Source organism: Chryseobacterium sp. HR92 (assembly GCF_045689405.1).
Taxonomy (GTDB): Bacteria; Bacteroidota; Bacteroidia; order Flavobacteriales; family Weeksellaceae; genus Chryseobacterium; species Chryseobacterium viscerum_A.
In genome coordinates, this window is the sequence record NZ_CP139139.1 from 4140138 (window position 1) to 4163692 (window position 23555).

Sequence of the window (23555 nt, forward strand, 5' to 3'; positions counted from 1 at the left end):
AGTAAAGCAGCTACCCATCATGTTGAGCACGAAAAAAATTTTTGCAGCATTATTTTTATTAGGATGTATAGGAACATCTGTCAAAGCACAGATCAGCCCACCGGGATTAGGTGATGCCAATACTGCATTCTGGGGAGCCTTTGGAGTAAAACGACAGCTGGATTCTTTGGGTAAGAAACAGGCTTTGAGCTATATTGCAATCGGGAGAAAAAGCAGTCCGGATGATCATAATTTATTTTCAAAACAGGCTATTATTGTCTTGAATCATGAAGTTTACCATTCCTTTGCTCCGCACCAGCAGTATAGCTATGCCTTGAGTTACCGTCGGCAGCCACAATACGAAAATACGGCTCCTTATGATAAGGAAAATACGGAACAGGAATTCAGAATTTACGGAAGATATGCCTATACTTTTGATCTTGGAAAAAATTGGAAACTGAAAAATACAGTACGACAGGAATTCAGAAAGTTTTTCGATACAGACTTTCATAAGGTAGAAGAAGATTTTCAATTGAGAACCCGTATCAAAAGCCAGCTGACCTATAATTTATCTTCTAAAAACAATCAGAAACTGGCATTGAGCGCAGAAGCACTGTTTTCTATAAGTCATCTCAATGAACCAAATTCCGAGTGGGGTTCGTTCGGGTATCGTGAAATGCGGATTGCAGCCTACTATATGTTTACAATCCCTAATTCACCTTTTACCGTAGATGTAGGATATATGGATGATCTTATCCGAGACAGCAGAAGTATTCATCATGGTGGTGTTCATTATCTGGCAGCGGATCTGATCTGGAATATTCCTTATAAAAATAGGTAGACAATATTCTTAAATGAATTTAAATACAAAATCCCGATCATTGCTGACCGGGATTTTTGATTGAAAAACATAAGTTTTTCCGCAATATAATTAAGTATGAATGTTTGGTGTAAAATTTTAGTTGCACAACGTCAAAAACTGCCGGCTCAACTGCACATTGAATTTCGCTTCTGCTTTTGAACGGGCGTAAATGGTCTGTTTAAAAGCATGTACCGTTTTCAGTTTCTGATCTATGAATTCAGCAATCTGGACAACAGAAAAAAGAAAATCTCTGTATATTGCCATATTGACTGTCTGGCCATAATACGGAAGATAAGCTTTTAAAAAAGGAATTGCTTTCTGATGACGGTTGTAGCTGATACAATACCCTACTCCTTCCATTGAGGTAATAATAGTATAGTTGTTAATATAATCCTGAATATTTCTGGTACCGTCCAGAGCATGTGCATTTTTTGAACAGAACTTATTGATCTTATCCAGAATATGCTGGGCATACTCCATCATGGAAATATTTTTAAATTCAAAAACCTGATTCATGCCATTGGCTGGTAAAGCTCCGTTTTCACAATCAATACAGAAAGAAATCCCGATTTTTTCATGATAAGGAAAAAAGCAGTCTTTCACTTCAATGGAAGCATCCGGCTTTAGCATATCATCAGTAAAATTATAATAAACATACGGACGGTAAAGCTCAGCAAGAGCATTCAGATAATCTGTTTCGCTGGTGTTATGATACTCTTCAAACCATTTTTCAAGGTTATCATAATAATTACTTTCAAAGTCGTTAAAGTTTAAGTAAAATGGCAATTCCATAGCTCTGTAATTTTGATATGACAAAGCTATATCCGTAATGCGTCAAAACTTGACGCAATATATTTTTTGTAAAAAGATTTTTGATCAATAGTCAATTTTTGCTTCGCAAAGTCAATAGTGAATATGATTTTAACGCTAAGGATCGCAAGGTTTGTTGGGTAACGTTTTATATTTTGTTCGCAAGGGAACTTCGTTCAGCCAAGACCTTAGTGTATACATTGCTGAGTGAAACGCCTCTGCAATCAAAAAAAATAAACATCATAGAAAGCTTTGCGAACACTGCGTTTAAGAATATGCTCACTTTATATAAAAATTTAGTTATATGCATTAAATCACAAGCGTAGCGAATTGACCATTCATCATTGACGTTTATTTGTCATAATTCTTCATGATGTATTCAAAATAATGAATCATCTTCAGGTAGTTTTCAATACTGAGATATTCATTGGTGCTATGGATACTCTGTTGTTCCGCACTGTTGATTTTGATCGGCATGAATCTGTAAACATTTTTACTTACGATCTCATATTTCCCGGCATCTGTTCCTGCCATGGTAAGATATGGAGTAACAATCGCTGCGGGATGTATTTCTTTCACTCCGGCTTCTATCATCTTAAAGGCTTTTGTATTGGTAGGAGAAATCGCAGAGGCTTCTCTTGTATTGTCAATTTCTTCCACCTCAACGTCGAAACCTTCGGTCGCTTTTGCAATATGATTACGTACATCTTTTACAGAATTTCCGGGAAGTAATCTGAAATTAACAACAAATTCCACTTCAGGAGAAAGCACATTGGTTCCGTCGCTGCCTTTCATCATCGTCAGGGCTGTGGTTGTTCTTACCAATGCATTGGTTGTATTGTTTTTGGTGAGCTGTGAAATCAGAACTGGTTTTAAAAGCCATTGATTGGCCAGGGCCATTCTTGTCGTAAAAGGCATTTCACCTCCTATATTATTAAAAAATTCTTTGATCAACGGAGTGATCACAGGTTTCATCTGATCATCTTCCAAACGCTGCATAATAACCGCGGCTTTCCCGATGGCACTTTCCATAGGAGGCATAGAAGAATGCCCGCCAAGTCCTTTTACTTTTATTTTTGCGGAAAGAAAGCCTTTTTCAGCACATCCAACGACAGCCACATCAGTATCTATCCCTGCAACGTTTCCTTTTCGCATAATCAATCCGCCTTCGTCATAAACAGCATCGAACTTTAATCCTTTTTTCTTAAAATAATCCGCAATCTGAATAGCTCCTTTTTGCCCGCCTACTTCTTCATCAAAACCAAAAGCAAGATAAATATCACGCTGCGGAATCTGTTTGTTTTTAATCATAGAATTCATAGATTCCATTAGGGAGAACAGCATTCCTTTCATGTCTATTGCTCCTCTTCCATAGATCCTTCCATTGGCAACAGCTCCGGAAAAAGGAGCAAAATCCCAGTCTTCCGCCACTTTTGAAACGGGTTCCAGTGGCTTATCATCCGGCCGGAATATATTTTCTTCATTATTTTTGATATCAGCGTCTCCTGGAGGAACAACATCCATATGAGAAAGAAATAAAATGGGTTCCAGAGCAGGATTGCTTCCTTTAAGCCTGAACACGAGCCCATATTGGTTTACCTCAATATTTTCTGTGTTCTGATAGACTAAGGGGTAAGAAGTTTTTAAATAAGTTTTAAACTGATCAAACGGTGCATAGTCAAATTCCCCTAAACTACCTGTAGAAACAGTTGGAACTTTTATACCTCCGGAAAGCCTCATAACTGCAGAATCATTTTTGATAGGTTTCCATCCCTCACCTGCTCCGATATTATTTTTCTTAAATGGATAGGTGTAGGTTTTAATCAATACTACAGCAGCCAGAATAACAATGATTCCCAAAAGGATTAAAAGAACTTTTTTCATAGCAGATAAGTTTTGTGAGGTGGTTTGATCCTATAAATATAGCAAAGTATTTGATCATTAACAATTTTAAAACGGCTTTGCTTTCTATTTAAAGCTAACTAAAAAGGCTGTCTCAGAAGAAACAGCCTTTATAATGCTAACACAAATTTATGATATGAATTTATTTTTTACCCGCAGTATCCAGTGAATAATATCACCCAAGACAAGTTCTGTATTTCCAATATTACAGTGGTTTTCAGCAGAATCACTTTTCGTGTACATTTTATAGCTGAGTGATTTTACATTAGGCAAAGCATCAATCACTTTTTTGTACATCTCCACAGGAATAAAATGATCTTCGTTAGAGCCCAGCAGTAAAAAGTCCTGAGTAATCTGATGCCCTATACTCTGCATTTCAAATTTTCTGGTATTTTGAAGATAATCGTACGGAGTATCTACATTCATACTGAACATTCCGTGTTGAATCGCCCATTTTATCAAAGGATCAACTTTCATTTTAGCCTGAATTAAAGTGTTTACCTGATCTTTTTCTTCAAGATCCATTAACAGTCTTAGCTGTTCAGGCACTTTACTCAATACTACTTCATAAAAATCAGGTATAATTCCCCATGCTACCACTCTTTTTATCCGGTTTTCAAATGCAGCAGCCCTTGGAGCAAGCATTCCACCTAAAGATAATCCGATAATAGTCACATCATCCAGCTGATAAGCATCTAAAATAGCTTTTACAGGCTTTTCCCATTCATGGGTATAATAAATTCCAGATTCTCTTAAAGCTCCACCCTGACCAGGACCATCAAAAAGATAAACAGCAATTCCCTCTGATAAAAACTGCTGAACCAATGGAAGAAATTCTTCCATATAAGAATCATTTCCTCCATGAATAATAATGGTATCCTTCACTTCTGTTCCTGGCAAACCTACCCAAACAGGAAGTTTTCCATTATCATATTCTACCTCATCTCTTCTGATTTTTGTTTTAAAAATCTCCTTATATTCTTCGTAAAACAGGGATTTCGATTTGGTGTAAAGTTCTGATTTGTCCGGTGATCCGTCTGCTTCAAAGAATTCTGTCATTCTATAATATCCAACTGCTTTGGATCTCTGCTGAGTGGCTTCTGCTCTTTCTGCAAGAGTCTTCATTTCCCTTACCCAATCTTCCGTTGTACGGATTGTCGGAGCAATACTTCTGAGCTCTTCCAAATCTCCTCCTCCCCACATTAGGGTACGGTTCAACTGAAAGTTAAAATTGGCTTCACCGTGTAATTGATACGTTCCTTTTTTCATTATGATTATTTTTTGGTGAAAAACAAGATGCCTGCACTTTTTACTCTATACAGACATGCCTTTATTACTTAATTTTCATCGAAATTAAGTTGATAGTTTAGCTTTTCTTTTAATCTGGATTAAAAAAGAATCAGGAACGCTGTGCTCTTATTTTACTGAGCTGCTGCTGGGTCATTCCCAGATATCCGGCAATATATCCGAGATTAATTCTTTGAAGTAAATCTGCATGTGAAACTACGAAATCATGGTAGCGCTGATCTGTAGATTTTATCTGACGGTCTATCAGCCTACCCCCCATGGTGATTAAGCTTTCAGTAAAGAGATCTTCCATCAGCTGTTGTATTTCCTGATTTTTTGATTTTAATTCCAACAGCTTCTGATAAGGTAAACGAAATATCTCACTGTTCTCTTCTATCACTTCAATTCCAAATGGTACCGGTTTCGCTGACAATATACTTGAAAAAAGGCCAATAAAATGATCATCCGAACTGATCCAATGGGTATGGTCCATCGCTTTATCATCGTAATAGAAAATACGGGCAACTCCTTTTCTAATGTAAAATAAATCGCGGTGAACCTGCTCCACATCTACTATTATTTCTTTTTTTCGATAGATATGAGCTTCAAATACCTGAGTAAGGGTTTCAATGGCTTTGGAATGTTTCTGGCTGATCATAACTGATTCTATTTACAACTGACAATGATCATTTAAAGGTACTATTTATCATCAATATACTTTTGAACAATTATTCTTAATTTTTTGTCCCCTTCCATAAGTTTTGATCGTCATGAAGAAAAAATTTTATATTATGAAGAATATTCTGCACATTACTTCCAGTGCAAGAGGAGAATTGTCTTATAGTAAAGGGCTGAGTTCAGCGATCGTTGAAAAAATCTCTCAGGAAAACGCTATTAGTCAAATTAGGGTACGTGATCTGGTGAAAGATACACCGCCTCATGCAGATGAAGTGTCCATCCATGAGTTTTATAAACATCCGGAACTGTATGATGAACAAAGCAAAAAGCTTCTTTCGTATGCCAATACAATTGTGGATGAAGTACGTGAAGCCGACATTATTGTCATTGGAACCCCTATGTTTAATCTGGGGCTCTCCACTCCTTTGAAAGCATGGCTGGATCAGCTGATCCGGGCAGGGGTTACTTATGTTTTTGATGAACAATGGAATCGTGTGGGACAGTTTAAAGATAAAAAAGTATATCTCGCGATTGCTTCTGGCGGAAGAAGTATTAATGGGGCTCCGGATTATATTTCTGCTTATCTCAAAGATGTTTTCAGAAGTTATACAGGAATTACAGATGTGGAAACCTATCGTATTGAAGGGACTATGGAAAATGGTTTTACAGCGGATTATGAAGGTATTTTGAAAGATTTTTAACCAATGTAAATGAATTATATAAAGTAGATTTTTTAAACGCAAAGGTTTCTATTGGCAATACTGAATATTAGGAAGCAAAGAAGGAATCAACAAGTTGATTGATGAAGCTTTGTGATTTTAATGATGCTTATTATTTTGTTTTTAACGCAAAGGCGCAATGGCTTTTTATTCTGATACGTTTTTAAGGCGCAAGAAAATCAAAGATTTTCAGCAAGGAACTTGGGATAAAACATTGATCCTTTGCGATTTACTTACTATGAGATAAACAATCTTAGTTTAATTCAAAATTCCGTTCATTTCGGTTAAAATGATAGGTTTTCCATCAGTGATTACAATGGTATGTTCGTGCTGAGCCATATAGCCGCCTTTATTTCCTACCATTGTCCACCCATCTTTCAATTCTACTGCAATATTGGAATCAGTGGAAATAAAAGTTTCAATAGCCACCACAGAGTTTTTCTTAAAACGCCTGGAATCAAAACGGTTTTTGTAGTTCAGTAATTCATCAGGCTGTTCATGTAAACTTCTGCCTACACCATGTCCGGCAAGATTTTTAATAACCTTAAGACCTCTTTTCTTCGCTTCTGTTTCCATTAAATGTCCTATGTCTGCTATTTTCACACCACCTTTTATATTGTCTATAGCTTTTCTTAAAATATCTTTGGAAGCCTCCACCAATTTCTGATGTCCATGAATATCTTTTCCAATGACAAAAGAACCTCCGTTATCGGCCCAATATCCGCCCAGTTCGGCAGAAACGTCAATATTGATAAGATCACCTTCTTTCAAAATCCTCTGATCGGTAGGAATACCGTGACAGAATTCATTATCCACGCTGATGCATGTCCAGCCTGGGAATCCGTAGGTCAGATAAGGAGCAGATTTTGCCCCGAAATCTTCCAGTATTTTGGCTCCATACTCATCAAGGTCTTTTGTGGTCATACCTGGTTCAGCATACTCCATCATCTTTTTCAAAGTATAGGCAACAGCTTCACTTACTTTTTGCATTCCGATCATCTGATCTTCGTTAGTGATTGACATAGTTTTATTTTGATTGTTATTGAGAACTACAAAGTTAGGAAATTAAAATATTCTGATACGATTTGTTTTAATTCCTAAAACTCGTGTATTGAAAAATGAAATTATCAGGTACTTTAATATCCTTCTCCCCACTTCACCCCCCCCTCTACCCCCTTGAGTAAGGGGGTATATCCTGTTATATAAGGGGCTAAAGGGTGTTCATTAACGGTCTCCAGCCACTTTGATAAGTGGGTAAAGGTACTTATAGAACGGTCTGGAGACCGTTAATGAAGTAGTTGGAGGCTGTTCCGAAGGGGGTCCAGCCACTTTATAAAGGGGCTGAAGATACTTACTATAGTGGCTAGAGGTACTTTCCAGGTGGCTGACGGGTGTTTATAAAGTGGTTTATGGTATTTTGATAGGATGTACGAGGACTTTTTAAAACAAAAACCACTGCAAAAGCAGTGGTTTTTTATTTTATTCAAGGACACGAGCGAGACGCTCGCGCCAGCGGGGAGAAATGTAAAATTATTAGCCGGGTATTTGCTGTAATATCGCACAATACTCCTTTTGTGAATACTTGTAAGTTTGCTTCTTAAAATTTTAACATTTTTCACTTGCTTTTTGTCATAGAATGCACCAGCAGGGAATTGGTATCAATAATTTCAGGAGCGCCTGTTGTTTTTTGCAAAACTCACCTCTATAATCGAAGCTAGCTTTACTCATATTTTAAAATTAGAGTATTGAAATCAATACTCTAATTTACTATCAGAACATATTACATATTAATTATTTATATTATTCTTTATTAGTTTTTTTATGAAAAAACCTATAATAAATATATATTACACTAAATAATACAATAGAAACAAGTGACACTAAATTGGTATTGTCTAAATTAAATACTACATTAATGACAAAAAATATCACAAGATAAATTACTATGAAAGTAATTATAGAACTTATTAATAATCTCATATTTTAAGGTTTAATTGCTTTAATGTTTACATTTGAATTACTTGGATCATTTACATTAACATATCCAGTAAATTTATATGGGAACTCAAAAATTGAAAACCCTCCTGAAACTCCGTTTTTAGAAAATGAAAAGTCTAATAATTTCAAAGTTCCATAAGTTTCGAAAAATATATAATTTCCTCTTACTGTATAAATAGGCTCTTCCTCCATACTCCCATTTACATTTTCACTCCACGAATCAAGTGGACTCCATTTATCATTAAGGTTTGTATGCATTTTAATATCAGAAACTATAGTTTTGCCATCTTTTACTTCATAATCATATGATATTGAAAATTTCCCAGTAAAATTTTTACTTTTCCCTGAAAGGGTTACTTTTTGTTGACTTTTTTCTTTATCCCCAGGTCCTCCCTTATCAGAACTAAATTCTGTAAAATCAATTTCTTTAAAATAGTTAGTCTCAGGATCATTAAGATAAGCCATTATATCTTTATAAGTTTGTGTTTCTCCAAAAGTTTGTGGAGCCCCCCCGCCAGTTCGTTTACCAAGTCCAGAATTTTCTACATAGTCAGGCGTAAAACTTCCGTTCATACCGGCAAACCAATATGAGCCCTCAGGAACATTACTGATAATTCCTCCATCATACGGTACATTTCTCATCCCGTCCGGATCTGTAAACATAACAGGATTATCTGCCCCATAATGATAAGGGCTAAATCTTCTAAATGCTTCCGCTAAAGGATCTGTCACTCCCCATCTTCCAAGGTCCGGCATATACATTCTTGCCCCATAATCATACATTCCATTTTCCTGCAGTTCCTTTCCATTGTATTTATAATTATAATTTAGATTTCCTACGGATGGATTTGCTATTCCATGTTTTAAACCAAATGGATAATAATTACTTTCTTCAAGGATCTCTATTCCGGTTTCATTTTTATAGTAACTTAATCTTATATTTCCCAGATGGTCTGTATAATTGTAAATGTACTTATTATTTTCAAAATTGAAATAACCTTCCGAAGTCTGAGCAAATTTTATGCTTCCTTCCGTATATTGAAACCCATCAAGATAATCAATGTTTGATCCTACTGGTCCTGATTTCTTAATTTTAACTCCATCTGCCCTGTAATAATAGTTAATGACTTTAGAGTTTTGTGTAATCTGCTTAGGTAGGTTTAAATAATTATATTGGATGGAAGAAATTCCTTTATCCAACTGGTTAATCATATTTCCATTATTATCATAACCAATTTGATTTCCTCCTGTTGGATAACCATTAAAATTCTGTGTTATATCGGAAGCTGAAGTAAGTCTATTTCCTGAATAGGTGTAATAAATATTATCTATATATTCTGATGAATTATTATTTCCTTTCATATTTCTCTGAAGCCGGGTAATATTTCCGTTGGGATCATATGCTATTTCTTCATTGTAAAAATGATTAACCGGAACAGAAGTTGTAGGCTCCTGATAATATCCTGCTATAAGCCTGTTTAATGGATCGTAAGCATAAATATACCTTTTCAGAACATTATCTACAGACGTTTTCCAATCTACTTCAGAAATGTTGCCATTAAATCTTTTATACGAAGAATTATCAGGATTCTGATATTTCAATTCATATCCAAATAATTTACCATTAAGGTTAACAGGATCATTGATCTTAATAAGTGAGCCTCTGATGTTGTAGGTATAATCAACAGTCTGAAGAGGAGAAGCTGCAGCTATTCCACCCACTTTCTTAGATTCCAGTTGGGAAAGTTCATTATATTTATTCTGAGACAGGTATTCAAGAGGATTGCTGCCAACCTGATGGGTTCGGGTGAGAATCCTGTTCTGGGAATCATAGGTGAATTTTTCTACAACAGCCTTTTCAGGATCTGTACCGAGCCTTCTGTGATAGGTGTTGATTTGAAGGACAACTCCGGCGAAATCAAGCTTATTGTTGATCACAGTATAGCCTCCCAAATGATTGTTGCTTCTTGAACCGATGTTTCTTCCTTTGGTATCATACCAGATAAAATTCTTCGTCCAGTTGTCATCTTCTATATTCTTTACAAAAGAAGCTGTGGGAAGTCCTTTAGTTGTCCTTTCCTGAGCAGGATCATCCGTAAGAAGAGGTTGGGAGAATACATTGGTAACTGCTGGCGAACCTACCGGATAAGTATCATAATAATTAACGCTTAAGACCTGCGTAACACCGGTAGGAGTTGAAAGTTTAGTATAATATACTGGCATACTATTTAAAGTGAATCCTGCTGTAGCAGTCCTTGTTTCATATAAATTAGCATTGGCGTTGGCACTGTTTTGTATCGATACTCTGCTGGCAGCGTTATTTGTGATTCCAGTATAAACGGTCCTTCCAAACTGGTCATATTTAGTAAAGAACCATTGTCCTTTTTCTTTAAGGGCAGTATCCTGGGTTAGAATAAGCTGATCAGCCTTATTATAAACCATATACTCCCAGCCTTTACCAGGTAGTTTCTTTTCTACCAGCCTTCCGAGATTGTCATAACGATATTGATAGCAGAGATTATCCAATGCATTTTGATCTACTGTGGTTGTAGCAGCTAATGGAGTAATAACAAAGATCTGCATTCCAAAATCATTGTAAACGTAATAAGTATCTACATTCTGTGTTCCATCATTTTTACGAACAAGGAGGGTTTGCCCGGCGGTGTTTTTAAATTCAGTTGTGGTATTGCCATCACTGTCTGTGCTAGAAATTTTCATCAATTGATTAGCACTGTAAGTCCCATTTTCAATCAGTTGCGAAGAAGTGGCTTCATTTACCCAGGAATTGATAACCGTAAATTTTTTCACCTCTCCGGCAATATTCGCACTATATGCCATCTGTACAGGATGCAGTGCCCAATCATTTCCTAAAGGAGTTATCTTGTCAACTCTGCTTAAAGGAGAATTTTCAAACTTTTTTTCGGAATAGATTTTCTCCTGCCCAAATACTGAAGGAGCATTGGCTAGCGGATTTGAATAAAAAGCTCCATTCTGTGTGCTATTTTGCGGAATCGGAAGATATTCTTTCGCGAGTCTTCCAAATTCATCATATTCAATATAATTAACGATATCTCTTCCGGATGGAGTTGCTTTGATTCCTACTGTTTGTTTTGTTCTTCCAAGTCCGTCAAAATATTGTATTGCTTCTGTCTTCTTGATACAGTCTCCGTCAAGACAGGTTTTGGTGTATACATAGTTTTCAGTAGTTGTAGCATTCAGAGTCTGTGCATAAGAATGTCCTGATATCCATAAAATACTTAATATATTTAAAATTCTTTTCATTGGTATTAGTGTTTATAGTTATACTGGTATTCCTGTAGTGTTTTCCCGTCAGAATCAATAGTTTTTATTAATCTATTAGCTTCATCATATACATAAGTTATTTTTGCACCATTAGAAGAAATAGTCTGAGTGGTACCAATCAACGGGTCATAAGTATAAACTGTAACCGGATTAGATTGTAATGCGGGATCTCTACGAAGGTTTTCCAAAGCTTGTAACAGGGATGCTTCATTGGCAGGATTATCGGCATCAGCATTAGATGCATTTACTGCAGCAAGAACTGATGGCAGAGCAGCTATCTGACTGTAAGTAACTCCTGTAATCTGGGCAATAGGCTGGGTCTGATAATATCCCCATATTGTAGTAGTAGGAATACCATTTTTTCCTGTTATTTCCACCAGATTTCCTTTACTGTCATATTTATTAAATGTCATTATTGTAACAGGTGCCAGGTTTTTCAAATCATAGGTAACAACAGAGGAGGGATTGAGGTACTCAGCAGAATCATATTTTGTTTCTCCTTTGCTGGTGATGCTTCCGTTTATCTTGGTTTCTAAAAGAAGAGGAACAGAAAGCATATTGGCATTGATCAAACGGGTATTCGACAGATCAGAAGGGTATTTTATACTTTTTTCAGTAATTTTTCCTTCAGGAGAAATATTCTTTGTATAAGCTGGTTGAAAATTAGAAGCGTTAAAAACTGTCTCAGTACGATCTTCCAAACTGCTTCCGTTGGCATAGAATGTTTTAGATGTTACTGTAGTTGATTTTAACCATGCGCTTTTAGATTTATAAAAACCACAGATAATATATTCCTGTACCCCATTGATTTCATCAAGCACATAATCTGTACTTTCACTGGAAAGCATCTGATTTTGCTGATTATACATTTCTTTTTTCGTCAAAAGGCCTGTAGAAGTAATATTATAATAAGGCTTATAGAGATTGACAGTAATTGTATAGTCATCCGGAGTCTTAAAATAATATTGGCTATAGCCCAGATTCCCCGAAGTTCCCTCATATATTTCTCTTACATTTTTATATAATATTGTTTCATTTAGATTTCCAGCTTCCTCATTGCATACTTCACCGGAAAACAATTTACCACTTGAACCGCTGTTATCAAATAAATCATATTGATAAGACATCGCTTTTTTTACGGTGTTATCTGCATCATAATATTTTATATTGGCAATGCGGGCTCCTGTTTTTGATTGAGAAGTGTTTTTATAGGGAGCAGATAAGTTAGTGATTGTATAATTTTGAATACTTCCGTTTCCATTCCCACTGATTTGGAATGTATAGGTTCCTGGCGTTAAATCATAATATTTCACATTTTCTGAGCAGCCATTGGCCGCTCCTGTAACCTCACTTCCTGATGATCTTAATAATTTATAGGTTGGAGGAATAATAATATTGCCATGGATATTAATGATTTCGTAAACCTCATCAATCAAAAGCTTAATAAAAAATCTTTTTGTTGTTGAGATCTGGAATGTGTAGCTTCTACTGTTATTTGTATTGTAATTTACTGTATTAGCAGTATTTAAATACTGTAAAGCAGGATCGGTAATCTGATTTGTATTAAGTTGGGGGTTACTTTTATTCTCATATACTTCATTAGCTTCAAAATTATATACAACATATCCGCCTTCTGGTAAAGTCATTTTTTTGAGTAAGCCTAATGTGTAGGTTTTGGGATTATTTTTTGTGTTATCAGGACACAGAAAATTTCCATATTCATTAGGGTTTGGAGAAGCACCATAATTAGTTTCTGATCCAACTTCGTCATAAGTAAAATTTCGGCTTTCTATTACAGATTGATTCTTATCTAGTTTTTGAACTGACCGCAGTGTTCTTTTTCCCTGATTGACATTGGTTGGATAAGTAGGACTGGAAAAACTCTGATAATCAAATCTGTATTTAGCAATAAGATGAGATGATATATCAAATAAACTAAGGCTGTTTACAATATAAGGATCATCATCACCAATACCTGTATAAATATTTTCAAAAGTGATTTTTCCATAGGAAGTAGTAATACTTTCCATTTTACAGTTCTGGTAAAGGAGGATAATGGTAGTACCTACATTTTTACTATTTTTCTGATAGTTGAAAGTGGCTATTGTAATGTTATTTTCATCGATCACCTTTGTTAAATAGAATGCAGATTTGTAATTAAAGCCTTTATAGCTTGTATCATATCTTGCTATACTGTAATCTTCAAATACGTATTTAAATCCTTTGCTGTCGGTTATTTTAAAAGAGTTTAGAATAAGCGTCGCTGTATTGGAATCTCTTGTATATTCTATTTTAACATTACTTCCTGAAATATTATTCACTGTAAAAGTATTGTTAATGGTATCTCTGACAAATTTGAACTTTCCTGAATTACCAGGTAAATCATAGTAGTAAATATCATCAAATAAATTCTTTTTATAACTTGATTTCGTAGCATCATAGTTACACTCATCTACAGAACCATTAATTATCCTTGAAATGACAGCCCCACTTTTAAATAATGACCAGCCAAGACCTACTTCACTAGCCGGCTTATCTTGCCCTGTATTGTAGGGATGATAGCTTAGTGAGGTAGTAATTTCAAAGTCTTTATTTCCCGTTGGTAATGACAATAAAGGGATTCCAATGCTGGGAACTCCGGTAGATAATGAGACAGGGGTATTTACATACGATGAAAAGGATGATGCTGAAGGCACAGGCTGAGCGGTATCCCCGTAGTTCCTTTCAATCTGAGATTTTCCCAAATTAAAAATCAGGAAAATAAAAATTAAAATAATTCTCTTAAACATGTTTTTTATTTCTTAATTAATTTAGCGTTAGCTGTTTTATTATTATCAGTTTTTATAGTCACCAGATAAGCTCCCTGAACCAAAACCTGGGTATTAACCTTTGTCACTCTGTTCTTAGTTTTTATACTCTGAAGCTGTCTTCCGCTCATATCATACAAAAGAATATCAGCATCTTTGAAATCAAAACCGATTTCTACGTAAGCATAATCTGATACTGGATTCGGATAGATTTTGATGTCATATTTTTCAATTAACTGATCAACCTGTTTATCTCCCAGTTTTACAATTTTCCAGTTTTCTTTGCCCAGTTCTTCTGCACTGGTTCCGGCCAATATAATAGAACCGTCTCTATTCAGTTTTAAATCTGAAAGTCTCTCTTCTTTTTGTCTGGATTCTCCTTTCACATGCTTTCTCCACTGTTCATTTCCGGTCTGGTCAAGATATAACATCCAGAAGGTCTCATCATCGGTTTGGATTCTTCCTTCAGCCTGGGTGTAACCTCCCAATAAAATTCCTTTGGAAGATTTGTCATCTGCTGAATGAAGAACACTCATTCCCATCAAGATATCACGGTTTTTGAAGTTGTAGGATTTCTGCCATTGTTCATCACCTCTTTCATTTAGTGAAATAAGCCAAAGATCTGTTCCTTCTTCAATTCCAACCGTTTTATTTCCTGATCTTTCCGATCTGGATTCTCCCCCAATGATAAAACCATTTGAAGTTAATGCCAATGTTCTGATATGATCATCTCCTTTGCCTCCGAAGTTCTTTTCCCACTCTACTTTTCCGTTTTTGTCTAATTTGACGATCCAGTAGTCTCCTTCACCGAAGTTTTCAGTTTGTTTCGAGTTTCGGGATACGGGATTCGAGTTTTGAACGTTTGACACAGAACCCACACCTCGCATCTCAGAACCCTTTTCAGATCCCGAAATACGAACCTCGGAACTCCTCGAATAGATCCCTAACAATGCTCCTCCATCTTTCGTTGGAATCATCTTTTCTACTTCGTCTAAGCCTTTTCCGCCTAAGACTAATTGGGAGAGTTCTTTTCCGTTTTTATCGATTCTGGTAATTAAGACGTCTTTGGAACCATAACCTTTTGAAGAGTTTTGAACATTCCCTGCAACAAAGAATCCTAAATCTGTAGTTTGAATCACAGCTCTTGCTTCTTCGTCTGAGGAGCTTCCTAAAGTTTTCTGCCACAATTCATCACCAAATTCATTGATTCTGATCAGCCAGATATCTGACCCTCCTTTGGAATCCTCTTTTTTATCCAATCCTTTTCCTGAATAGGAAGTTCCGGCTAATAGAAATCCACCGTCCTGCGTGGTAACGGTTGCTGATAAATAATCATGATTTTGTCCGGAAAAGTATTTTTCCCAGGCTTCTTCTCCCTGCTGGTTTAGTTTTACCAGATGGAAATCATAGCCGTTGTTTTGCTTATTTCCTGGTGTTTGCTGCTTATTGCTTTGAATAGAGCTTCCCGTAATAAGATACTGTTGATCGATTGTTGTAGTGATTTGGCTAAGAAAATCCTGGGTAGAGGATTTGATGTCTTTCTGCCACATCACTTCCTGAGCAGATACGCCCAAGGCTGTGCATAAAGTAAATGCACCGAGATAAAGTTTTCTCATTCTCGTTGTTGTTTTTTGAGTTAGTAATTAGTTTCTTAAAACTTCGCGAATTTAACACTTTTTAAGACATGAAAATCAATTTAATATAACATACTGTAAATCATACTATTTATTGTTAAATCCTCTTTAAAACATATTAAAAATTGTCTTATTATATTGCAAAACTATCTTAACATTGCGACAAAACCTGTCGTATTAAAAACAAAAAAGGGCCAACTCAAAAGAATTGACCCCTTCCAAAAAACATTAACTGTTTATTGATAGAATTATGATGTTTTATTTCCAGCCTCCACCTAAACTTTTATAGATGTCAACTACTGTGCTGAGCTGTTTCTGTTTTGCCTCAATAAGTTCCATTTTTGCATCCAGCGCATCTCTCTGATTCAAAAGAACCTCAAGATAATCTGCTCTTGAATTACGGAACAGCTGATTGGCAATATCAATAGACTGATCCAGGGCTTTAGTTTCCTGTGATTTCAACTGATAATACTGATCTATATTTTTAACCTTCGACATCAGATTGGCAACATCCAGATAAGCATTCAAAATGGTTTTATCATATTCATACAATGCCTGAACCTGTCTTGCATCTGCTGTCTGGAAATTCGCTTTTATGGCACTTTTGTTAATAAGCGGTCCTGCTAATTCACCTGCCAGATTATAAGCAATTGATTCGGGTAATTTAACAAGATAAGATGGTTTGAAAGCCTCCAGCCCCAATGTCACAGAAATTTCCAAAGAAGGATAAAACTCTTTTCTTGCTGCTTCCACATCCAGCTTCGATGCTTTTAATTCCAGTTCCGCCTGCTTGATATCGGGACGGTTTGCCAATAACTGTGATGGAATTCCGGTATAGACTGTGGGAGGAATCGTAGACATGAAGTTTCCCTTTGTTCTCACAATGGGCTGTGGATATCTTCCCAACAGCGCATTAATTCCGTTTTCCTTCTCAGTGATCTGTTGGCGGATTGTATATTCTGCAGCCTTAGATTTCGCCAATTCTGCTTCAAATTTTTTCACTGCCAGCTCTGTTGCAGCTGCAGCTTCTTTCTGAATTTTGGAAATTTCCAATGCTCTTTGCTGAAGTTTGATATACTGCTGTATGATATCCAACTGATTATCAAGAGCCAGTAATTCATAATAATTGTCTGCAACTTCTTCAATAAGATTAGACAGAACAAAGTTTTTCCCTTCTACTGTAGAAAGATAATGAGCTACTGCAGATTCCTTTTCAGTTCTGAGTTTTTTCCAGATATCAATTTCCCAGCTTGCATTTAATCCCGCTTCAAAATTCCCAAGTGGATCTGGCATTTCTTTCCCAGGCTCTATTTCTGTAGTAGCATCTCCAGCCCCTTCACTGGTATAGCGGCCAGCTTTTTTTAGCCCGGCACCTACTCCTGCTGTAACAGTGGGAGTAAGTCTTCCTTTTTTAGCTAAAACACCACTTTTCGCAATTTCAATCTCCTGAAGGGTAATTAATAGTTCCTGATTATTTTTTAAAGCAGTTTCAATCAGGGTTACCAGGTTTGGATCCGTAAAGAATTGTCTCCATGGAGTTGTTCCGCTATTGTTATTGGCATCCTGCTGCTCTTCCTGATTAAAGTTCTGAGGAATATTTTCTTTTACTTCGTCTTTTATGACAGTCGCCATGGGTGCCTTACAACTTGCAAGAACAAGTGATAAGGCAATGGCTGTGATTATATTTTTAGTCTTCAAATTTTCCATCATGTTCATAAGGTTCAGTTTGTTCTGTTAAAGGATTCTCTTCTTCATATTTCGCCAGCCTGGACTTGTCTGCAATCGTTCCGAAGATATAATACAATCCTGGGATAATCATCAATCCGAAAATGGTTCCGATCAACATCCCTCCTGCCGCTGCAGTACCAATTGTCCTGTTACCAACTGCTCCCGGCCCTGTGGCAATAACCAATGGAATCAAACCAGCAATGAATGCAAACGATGTCATCAGAATCGGACGGAAACGAATGGCAGCTCCTTCAATAGCCGCTTTTGCTACAGGAATTCCTTCTTCTGCTTTTTTCTGTACGGCAAACTCAACAATCAACACCGCATTTTTACCCAAGAGCCCGATGAGCATGACCATGGCCACCTGTGCATAAATGTTATTTTCCAATCCTAAAAGTTTTAAGCATAAAAACGCTCCGAAAATACCTACCGGAAGGGATAAAATTACCGGAAGCGGAAGGATAAAACTCTCATATTGTGCAGAAAGAATCAAATAAACAAATCCTAAACATACCAGGAAGATAAATACAGCTTCATTTCCACGACTTACTTCATCTTTTGAAATACCCGCCCAGTCGATACCAAAACCTCTTGGAAGTGTTTTATCTGCGACTTCCTGAATAGCCTTAATCGCTTGTCCACTACTATATCCGGGTGCCGGAGTTCCACTCACCTCTGCAGAGTTATACATATTATGTCTTGTGATCTCAGACAGTCCATATACCTTTTCCAATCGCATGAAGTCTGAGTAAGGAACCATTTGATCTTTATCATTTTTAACATACAGTTTCAACAGATCTGTTGGCAGAGCACGGTATTGAGGTCCTGCCTGAACAATTACCTTATAAGGTCTGTCAAAACGGATGAAACTCGTCTCATAGTTGGACCCGATCAATGTAGATAAGTTGTCCATTGCTTTTTCAATGGTTACTCCTTTTTGTTCTGCAAGATCATTATCAATCTTGAGCATATATTGTGGAAAACTCGCGGAATAGAATGTAAATGCCGATCCAAGTTCCGGACGTTTTTTAAGCTCCTTCACAAAGTCATTACTCACCTGCTCCATTTTATGATAGTCACCGCTTCCTGCTTTATCAAGCAGACGAAGTTCAAACCCACCGGCGGCTCCATATCCCGGAACAGAAGGCGGTTGGAAAAATTCTATATTGGCACCTGGGATATTCTTCGCTTTTTCCTCAAGTTTTTCTATGATTTCAGCGGCGGATTCTTTACGCTCTTCCCAGCTTTTAAGGTTGATCAGACAAGTTCCAGAGTTGGATCCGGTACCTTCTGTCAAAATCTCATATCCTGCCAGAGATGAAACAGACTGCACGCCGTCAATATCTTCAGATTCTCTTAAAAGTTCTTTAGCAATCTGATTGGTTCTTTCTAATGTAGATCCCGGAGGAGTCTGGATAATAGCATAGATCATTCCCTGATCTTCAGCCGGAATAAATCCTGAAGGCAAAGAGTTACTCAGGAAGAATGTACAGGCACAGAATGCTAGCAGTAACGGTAATGTGATTGTTTTTTTCGTCACTGTTTTATTCAGCATCTTCTCATATTTCCCTGCTCCTTTTGTAAAGATGTTATTGAATTTATCCAGGAAAATCGTAACCGGAGTTTTCTTTTTAGGCTTTCCGTGGTTATTTCTTAAGATCAAAGCACACAATGCCGGTGTTAAAGTAAGTGCCACAACTCCGGATAAGATAATGGATGAAGCCATTGTAATAGAGAACTGACGGTAAAATACTCCTACAGGTCCGGACATAAATGCAATCGGAATAAATACGGATGCCATTACCAATGTAATTGCGATAATTGCCCCACTAATCTCATGCATTGCCTCTTCTGTTGCCTTCAATGGAGAAAGATGTTTTTCTTCCATCTTGGCGTGTACGGCTTCAATTACCACAATCGCGTCATCTACTACAACCCCGATCGCCATTACCAGTGCAAAGAGCGAAATCATATTCAGGGTAATTCCAAAGGCAGACATTACAGCGAATGTTCCTACCAGTGAAACCGGTACAGCTAACGCCGGAATCAATGTTGAACGCCAGTCTCCAAGGAATAAAAATACCACAATAGCAACCAAAACGAAGGCCTCAAATAAGGTATGGATTACTTTTTCCATAGAGGCATCCAGGAATCTGGAAACGTCATAACTGATATCGTAATGCATCCCTTTAGGGAAGTTATTCTTTTCAAGATCCTTCATCAATGCTTTTACGTTTTTGATAACGTCACTTGCATTAGATCCGTAGGATTGTTTTACCGTAATTGCCGCTGATGGTTTTCCGTTCAATGTGGAATAAATATCATACATGGAGCTTCCGAATTCTATGTCTGCAACATCTTTCAGTCTTACAGATTCTCCATCCGGCTTTGCTTTTAAGATAATGTTCCCATAATCTTTTTCGTTATTGAAACGTCCCGGATATTTTAATACATATTCAAATGACTGAGAGCGTTTTCCTGAACTTTCTCCCGTTTTACCCGGAGAAGCTTCCAAACTCTGCTCATTCAGAGATTCCATTACTTCATCAGCTGAAATATTATAAGCTGTTAATCTATCTGGTTTAAGCCAGATACGCATTGCATATTCACGGGTTCCCAGGATATCGGCAAAACCAACACCGCTTACCCTTCTCAATTCAGACATTACGTTAATATCTGCATAGTTGAAAAGGAATTTCTGGTCAGCTTTAGGATCATCACTGTACAGGTTAATATACATCAACATGTTCGGTTCCTCACGAGTGATCTTTACCCCTTCACGTACTACAAGAGGAGGAAGTTTATTCACCACTGAAGATACACGGTTCTGAACGTTTACTGCAGCTACGTTGGGATCTGTTCCCAGGTCAAATACAATCTGAATGGAAGCTTCCCCATCATTTCCGGCATCCGAGGTCATATATTTCATACCCGGAACCCCGTTTAATCCTCTTTCCAAAGGGATAACTACGGATTTAATCAACAATTCGTTGTTAGCTCCGGGATATTCTGCGGTAATATTTACTTTAGGCGGAGAAATGGATGGGAACTGCGTCACGGGAAGTTTTACCAGTGATAATATCCCCATAAATACAATAATCAATGAGATTACTATAGACAGAACTGGTCTGCGAATGAATTTCTTAAACATACTACTTCATTTTAGAGACCACTACTCTGCTTTTAATTTCAATGATTGAAGAACTTTCTTAGGGTCCTGGAATTTTGTTTTCACCTTTTGGTCATCCTTCACTTTCTGAACTCCTTCCAGAAGGATCTGATCTCCTTTTGATATTCCTGAAGCTACTACATAAAGATCCGGAAGTTCATAAGCTATTTTGATATTTCGGGATTTCGTTACTCCGTTTTTATCAACCACAAATACATATTTCTGATCCTGAATCTCATAAGTAGCTTTCTGAGGAATAATTAATGCATTATGAACAGGCATTGACATCTGTATTTTTCCTGTTTCTCCATTTCTCAAAAGCTTATCAGGATTCGGGAACTTGGCACGGAACGCAATATTACCTGTTTCGTTATCAAATTCTCCTTCTATGGTTTGGATTTCACCTTTCTGCGAATAGGTTTCTCCATTCGCTGTGATCAGGGACACTTGATTGCTTCCTCTGTCTGCAGCGTGAGTCTGATAACTTAAATATTCCGGTTCAGAAACGTTAAAGTAAGTATAGATACTTGTGTTATCTGACAATGAAGTCAGCAAATCACCTTCATCTACAAGACTTCCAAGTTTCAAAGGAATTCTGTTGATAACACCAGAGAATGGTGCTTTGATATCAGTAAATGAAAGATGGATCTGAGCCAGTTTCATTTCAGCATTAGCAGCATCCAGCTTGGCCTTTGCCATTGCTTTTTCATTTTTAGAAACAATATTGTTTCCTGCTAATGTACTTGCATTTTTCAATTCGATAGAAGCCTGTTCTACCTCTGCTTTTGCTTTTAATAATTCTGCCTGGTATAGCTTAGGCATGATTCGGAACAATGTCTGTCCCGCCTGTACGTATTGTCCTTCATCTACAAAGATTTTTTCAAGGAAACCTTTTTCCTGAGCCCTTACTTCAATGTTTTTTACAGATTGAATCTGGGCTACGTATTCTTTGTTGATTACAGTGTCCATTACTACAGGAGATGTCACCGGATATACGGTAACTTCTTCTTTTTCTTCTTTTTTCTTATTGCAGCCAACCGCCAACAGAAGGGCACTCAGCGCAATTCCCGAAGCAACTCTCTTTATCATAATTCTAGAGTTTATATAAATCGTTAATGTTTTGATAGAAATAAAAACGGTAATAAAAGGGGTACGATGTGATGATTACCAGCATACACAACGCAAAGTATTTCTACCCGGAATCAGGTAGAAAATGAGTAGATCGATGAAATTTTAAATTCTAATAGAACGGATAAGAATAAATCTTTTGGTGGCAAAGCCAAGAATAAAGCCATGAATATCAGGTCTAAACCTTTTATGGCTTTTTAACCCAAAAATATAAACCAGGCTGAAAACTCCTGCAAAAACAACAATAGCCTGCCATACATCAGACAGCTGGAAATCATTTTCTGCAAGTTCTAATGTGGAATTGTCTACGGTATCGGCCATCTGCTGAACAGAAAGTTTTTCAAAAGTCTGATTAAGACGGTTGGCTCTTTTCGGCAGATGATGAGAAACATGACCTGAATAGTCATTTCGAAGAGTTTTAACGTTGAGTCTGCTTTCTACTACAAAGAGCAGAAAAAGACCAGTTAAAAAGTATACTATAAAGTTTCTCATTTTGAAGTTGCAAATGTACACCCAGATTATGATATTATCATCATGGATTAACAAAATTTAACTCTTCTTTAAAATACCTGAATGTAAAAAGGTAATAAATATTAAATTTCTCTTTTATTCAAGCATAATTCGGGCAATCCTGATATCTAATCTGTGCAGGTTTCAATTTTCAAAAACTAAGCCACTTTTGTTGATTTAAGGAAATTTTAATTTTAAAGCTGTTGCGTTTTTGAACATTTAAGTGACCTGGTACTCTATTTTGAAAGTTTCTATACTCTAACCTAAACTTTATCATAAATTAGAATTATTAACATTTACTTATTGTTACTCTCTTCTTTTTGAATTATTTTTGCCGAAAATTTACACAACAAATGATAAACGAAAAAAAAGCACTTTATACTCTTGAGAATAAGATGGTTAAAAATCCCGCATTAACAACCATTATCCCCACTTTTCTACAATAATTATTACTTTCAGTTTTGTGAATAATGTTTCAAAAAACAGTGAGTTAAAATCAAACAAATTTAAAATTACTGTTACTTTATGTAAAATTAACATATATTTATTAAAAATATTTGTAAATTTATATAGTATTAATATCATAATTCATGAAACACTTTAAAATCACTTATCACTATGAAAAAATTATTAACACCAATCCTTTTGGGATTGACCATTCTTTCCCTAACAGCGTGTAAACATCCCGGAAAAGAAGCTGAAACCATTACCGCTGCTACTCCCGAAAACACAGACGAAATTTTCAAAGATGTGTATGTTGACAGCTATGGAGAAAAGATAGAAGTAACCATAAACAACACTAAAAATACCGCAACAATACATTTAAACGGTAAAACTTTTGACCTTAAAAAAAGCGATGCTTTACCTGAGTATACAGCCTCCAATGAAGAGTATCAATATTCTGACATTAAAGGAAATATAACTTTCCTTAAAAAGAATGTAGACATGGTGCTGTTCCATCTTAAACAGGCAAAAAAAGAGTCTGGACCGGCAAAAATGGCATCGTATTAGCATAAGGAATAGCATTCAACTAAAAAAATA

General features: G+C 36.5%; 15 protein-coding genes. 3 read left to right on the forward strand and 12 right to left on the reverse strand.

Annotated elements, in window-relative coordinates; genetic code table 11:
• The first annotated feature begins 19 nt into the window (after positions 1-19).
• Positions 20-820, forward strand: a complete 801-nt coding sequence (locus tag SFA27_RS18640; RefSeq protein ID WP_407294187.1) for a DUF2490 domain-containing protein — start codon at positions 20-22, stop codon at positions 818-820.
• A gap of 117 nt (positions 821-937) precedes the next feature.
• Here the strand turns inward: SFA27_RS18640 and SFA27_RS18645 are convergent, their stop codons facing one another.
• From SFA27_RS18645 to SFA27_RS18660, 4 genes are all read right to left on the reverse strand, one after another.
• Positions 938-1633, reverse strand: a complete 696-nt coding sequence (locus SFA27_RS18645) for a hypothetical protein (protein ID WP_047373639.1) — start codon at positions 1631-1633, stop codon at positions 938-940.
• 369 nt (positions 1634-2002) lie between these two features.
• Entirely contained in the window at positions 2003-3535 is a 1533-nt protein-coding gene (locus tag SFA27_RS18650; RefSeq protein WP_407294189.1) for a M20/M25/M40 family metallo-hydrolase, read from the reverse strand.
• 147 nt (positions 3536-3682) lie between these two features.
• Positions 3683-4822 carry an alpha/beta hydrolase gene (locus tag SFA27_RS18655; protein WP_407294191.1) on the reverse strand — a complete coding sequence of 380 codons (1140 nt, stop codon included), beginning with the start codon at positions 4820-4822 and terminating at the stop codon, positions 3683-3685.
• A gap of 130 nt (positions 4823-4952) precedes the next feature.
• On the reverse strand, positions 4953-5498 hold the full coding sequence (locus SFA27_RS18660) for a Crp/Fnr family transcriptional regulator (RefSeq protein WP_052184535.1): 546 nt from the start codon (positions 5496-5498) through the stop codon (positions 4953-4955).
• A gap of 133 nt (positions 5499-5631) precedes the next feature.
• Between SFA27_RS18660 and SFA27_RS18665 the strand changes: the two genes are divergently transcribed.
• Complete coding sequence (locus SFA27_RS18665; RefSeq protein WP_407294193.1) at positions 5632-6219, forward strand: FMN-dependent NADH-azoreductase; 588 nt, start codon at positions 5632-5634, stop codon at positions 6217-6219.
• Between the two features lie 276 nt (positions 6220-6495).
• Here the strand turns inward: SFA27_RS18665 and map are convergent, their stop codons facing one another.
• The 8 genes from map to SFA27_RS18705 form a co-directional block, all read right to left on the reverse strand.
• Positions 6496-7260, reverse strand: a complete 765-nt coding sequence (map, locus tag SFA27_RS18670; RefSeq protein ID WP_407294195.1) for a type I methionyl aminopeptidase — start codon at positions 7258-7260, stop codon at positions 6496-6498.
• Between the two features lie 960 nt (positions 7261-8220).
• Positions 8221-11517: a DUF6443 domain-containing protein gene (locus SFA27_RS18675; RefSeq protein ID WP_407294197.1), complete on the reverse strand. Its 3297-nt coding sequence runs from the start codon at positions 11515-11517 to the stop codon at positions 8221-8223.
• A gap of 5 nt (positions 11518-11522) precedes the next feature.
• Positions 11523-14327 carry a hypothetical protein gene (locus SFA27_RS18680; RefSeq protein ID WP_407294199.1) on the reverse strand — a complete coding sequence of 935 codons (2805 nt, stop codon included), beginning with the start codon at positions 14325-14327 and terminating at the stop codon, positions 11523-11525.
• Positions 14328-14332: 5 nt separating this feature from the next.
• Positions 14333-15961, reverse strand: a complete 1629-nt coding sequence (locus SFA27_RS18685; RefSeq protein ID WP_407294201.1) for a T9SS type A sorting domain-containing protein — start codon at positions 15959-15961, stop codon at positions 14333-14335.
• A 276-nt stretch (positions 15962-16237) separates the two neighbouring features.
• A complete protein-coding gene (locus tag SFA27_RS18690) occupies positions 16238-17695 on the reverse strand; it encodes a TolC family protein (protein ID WP_407294203.1) in 1458 nt (485 codons plus the stop codon).
• Positions 17667-20858: an efflux RND transporter permease subunit gene (locus SFA27_RS18695; RefSeq protein ID WP_047377866.1), complete on the reverse strand. Its 3192-nt coding sequence runs from the start codon at positions 20856-20858 to the stop codon at positions 17667-17669. The genes SFA27_RS18690 and SFA27_RS18695 overlap by 29 nt, the downstream gene beginning before the upstream one ends.
• 21 nt (positions 20859-20879) lie before the next feature.
• Positions 20880-21962: an efflux RND transporter periplasmic adaptor subunit gene (locus SFA27_RS18700; protein ID WP_407298181.1), complete on the reverse strand. Its 1083-nt coding sequence runs from the start codon at positions 21960-21962 to the stop codon at positions 20880-20882.
• Positions 21963-22109: 147 nt separating this feature from the next.
• Positions 22110-22496, reverse strand: a complete 387-nt coding sequence (locus tag SFA27_RS18705; protein ID WP_047377865.1) for a hypothetical protein — start codon at positions 22494-22496, stop codon at positions 22110-22112.
• A 636-nt stretch (positions 22497-23132) separates the two neighbouring features.
• Between SFA27_RS18705 and SFA27_RS18710 the strand changes: the two genes are divergently transcribed.
• On the forward strand, positions 23133-23525 hold the full coding sequence (locus SFA27_RS18710) for a multicopper oxidase domain-containing protein (protein ID WP_047377864.1): 393 nt from the start codon (positions 23133-23135) through the stop codon (positions 23523-23525).
• Positions 23526-23555: the final 30 nt, after the last annotated feature.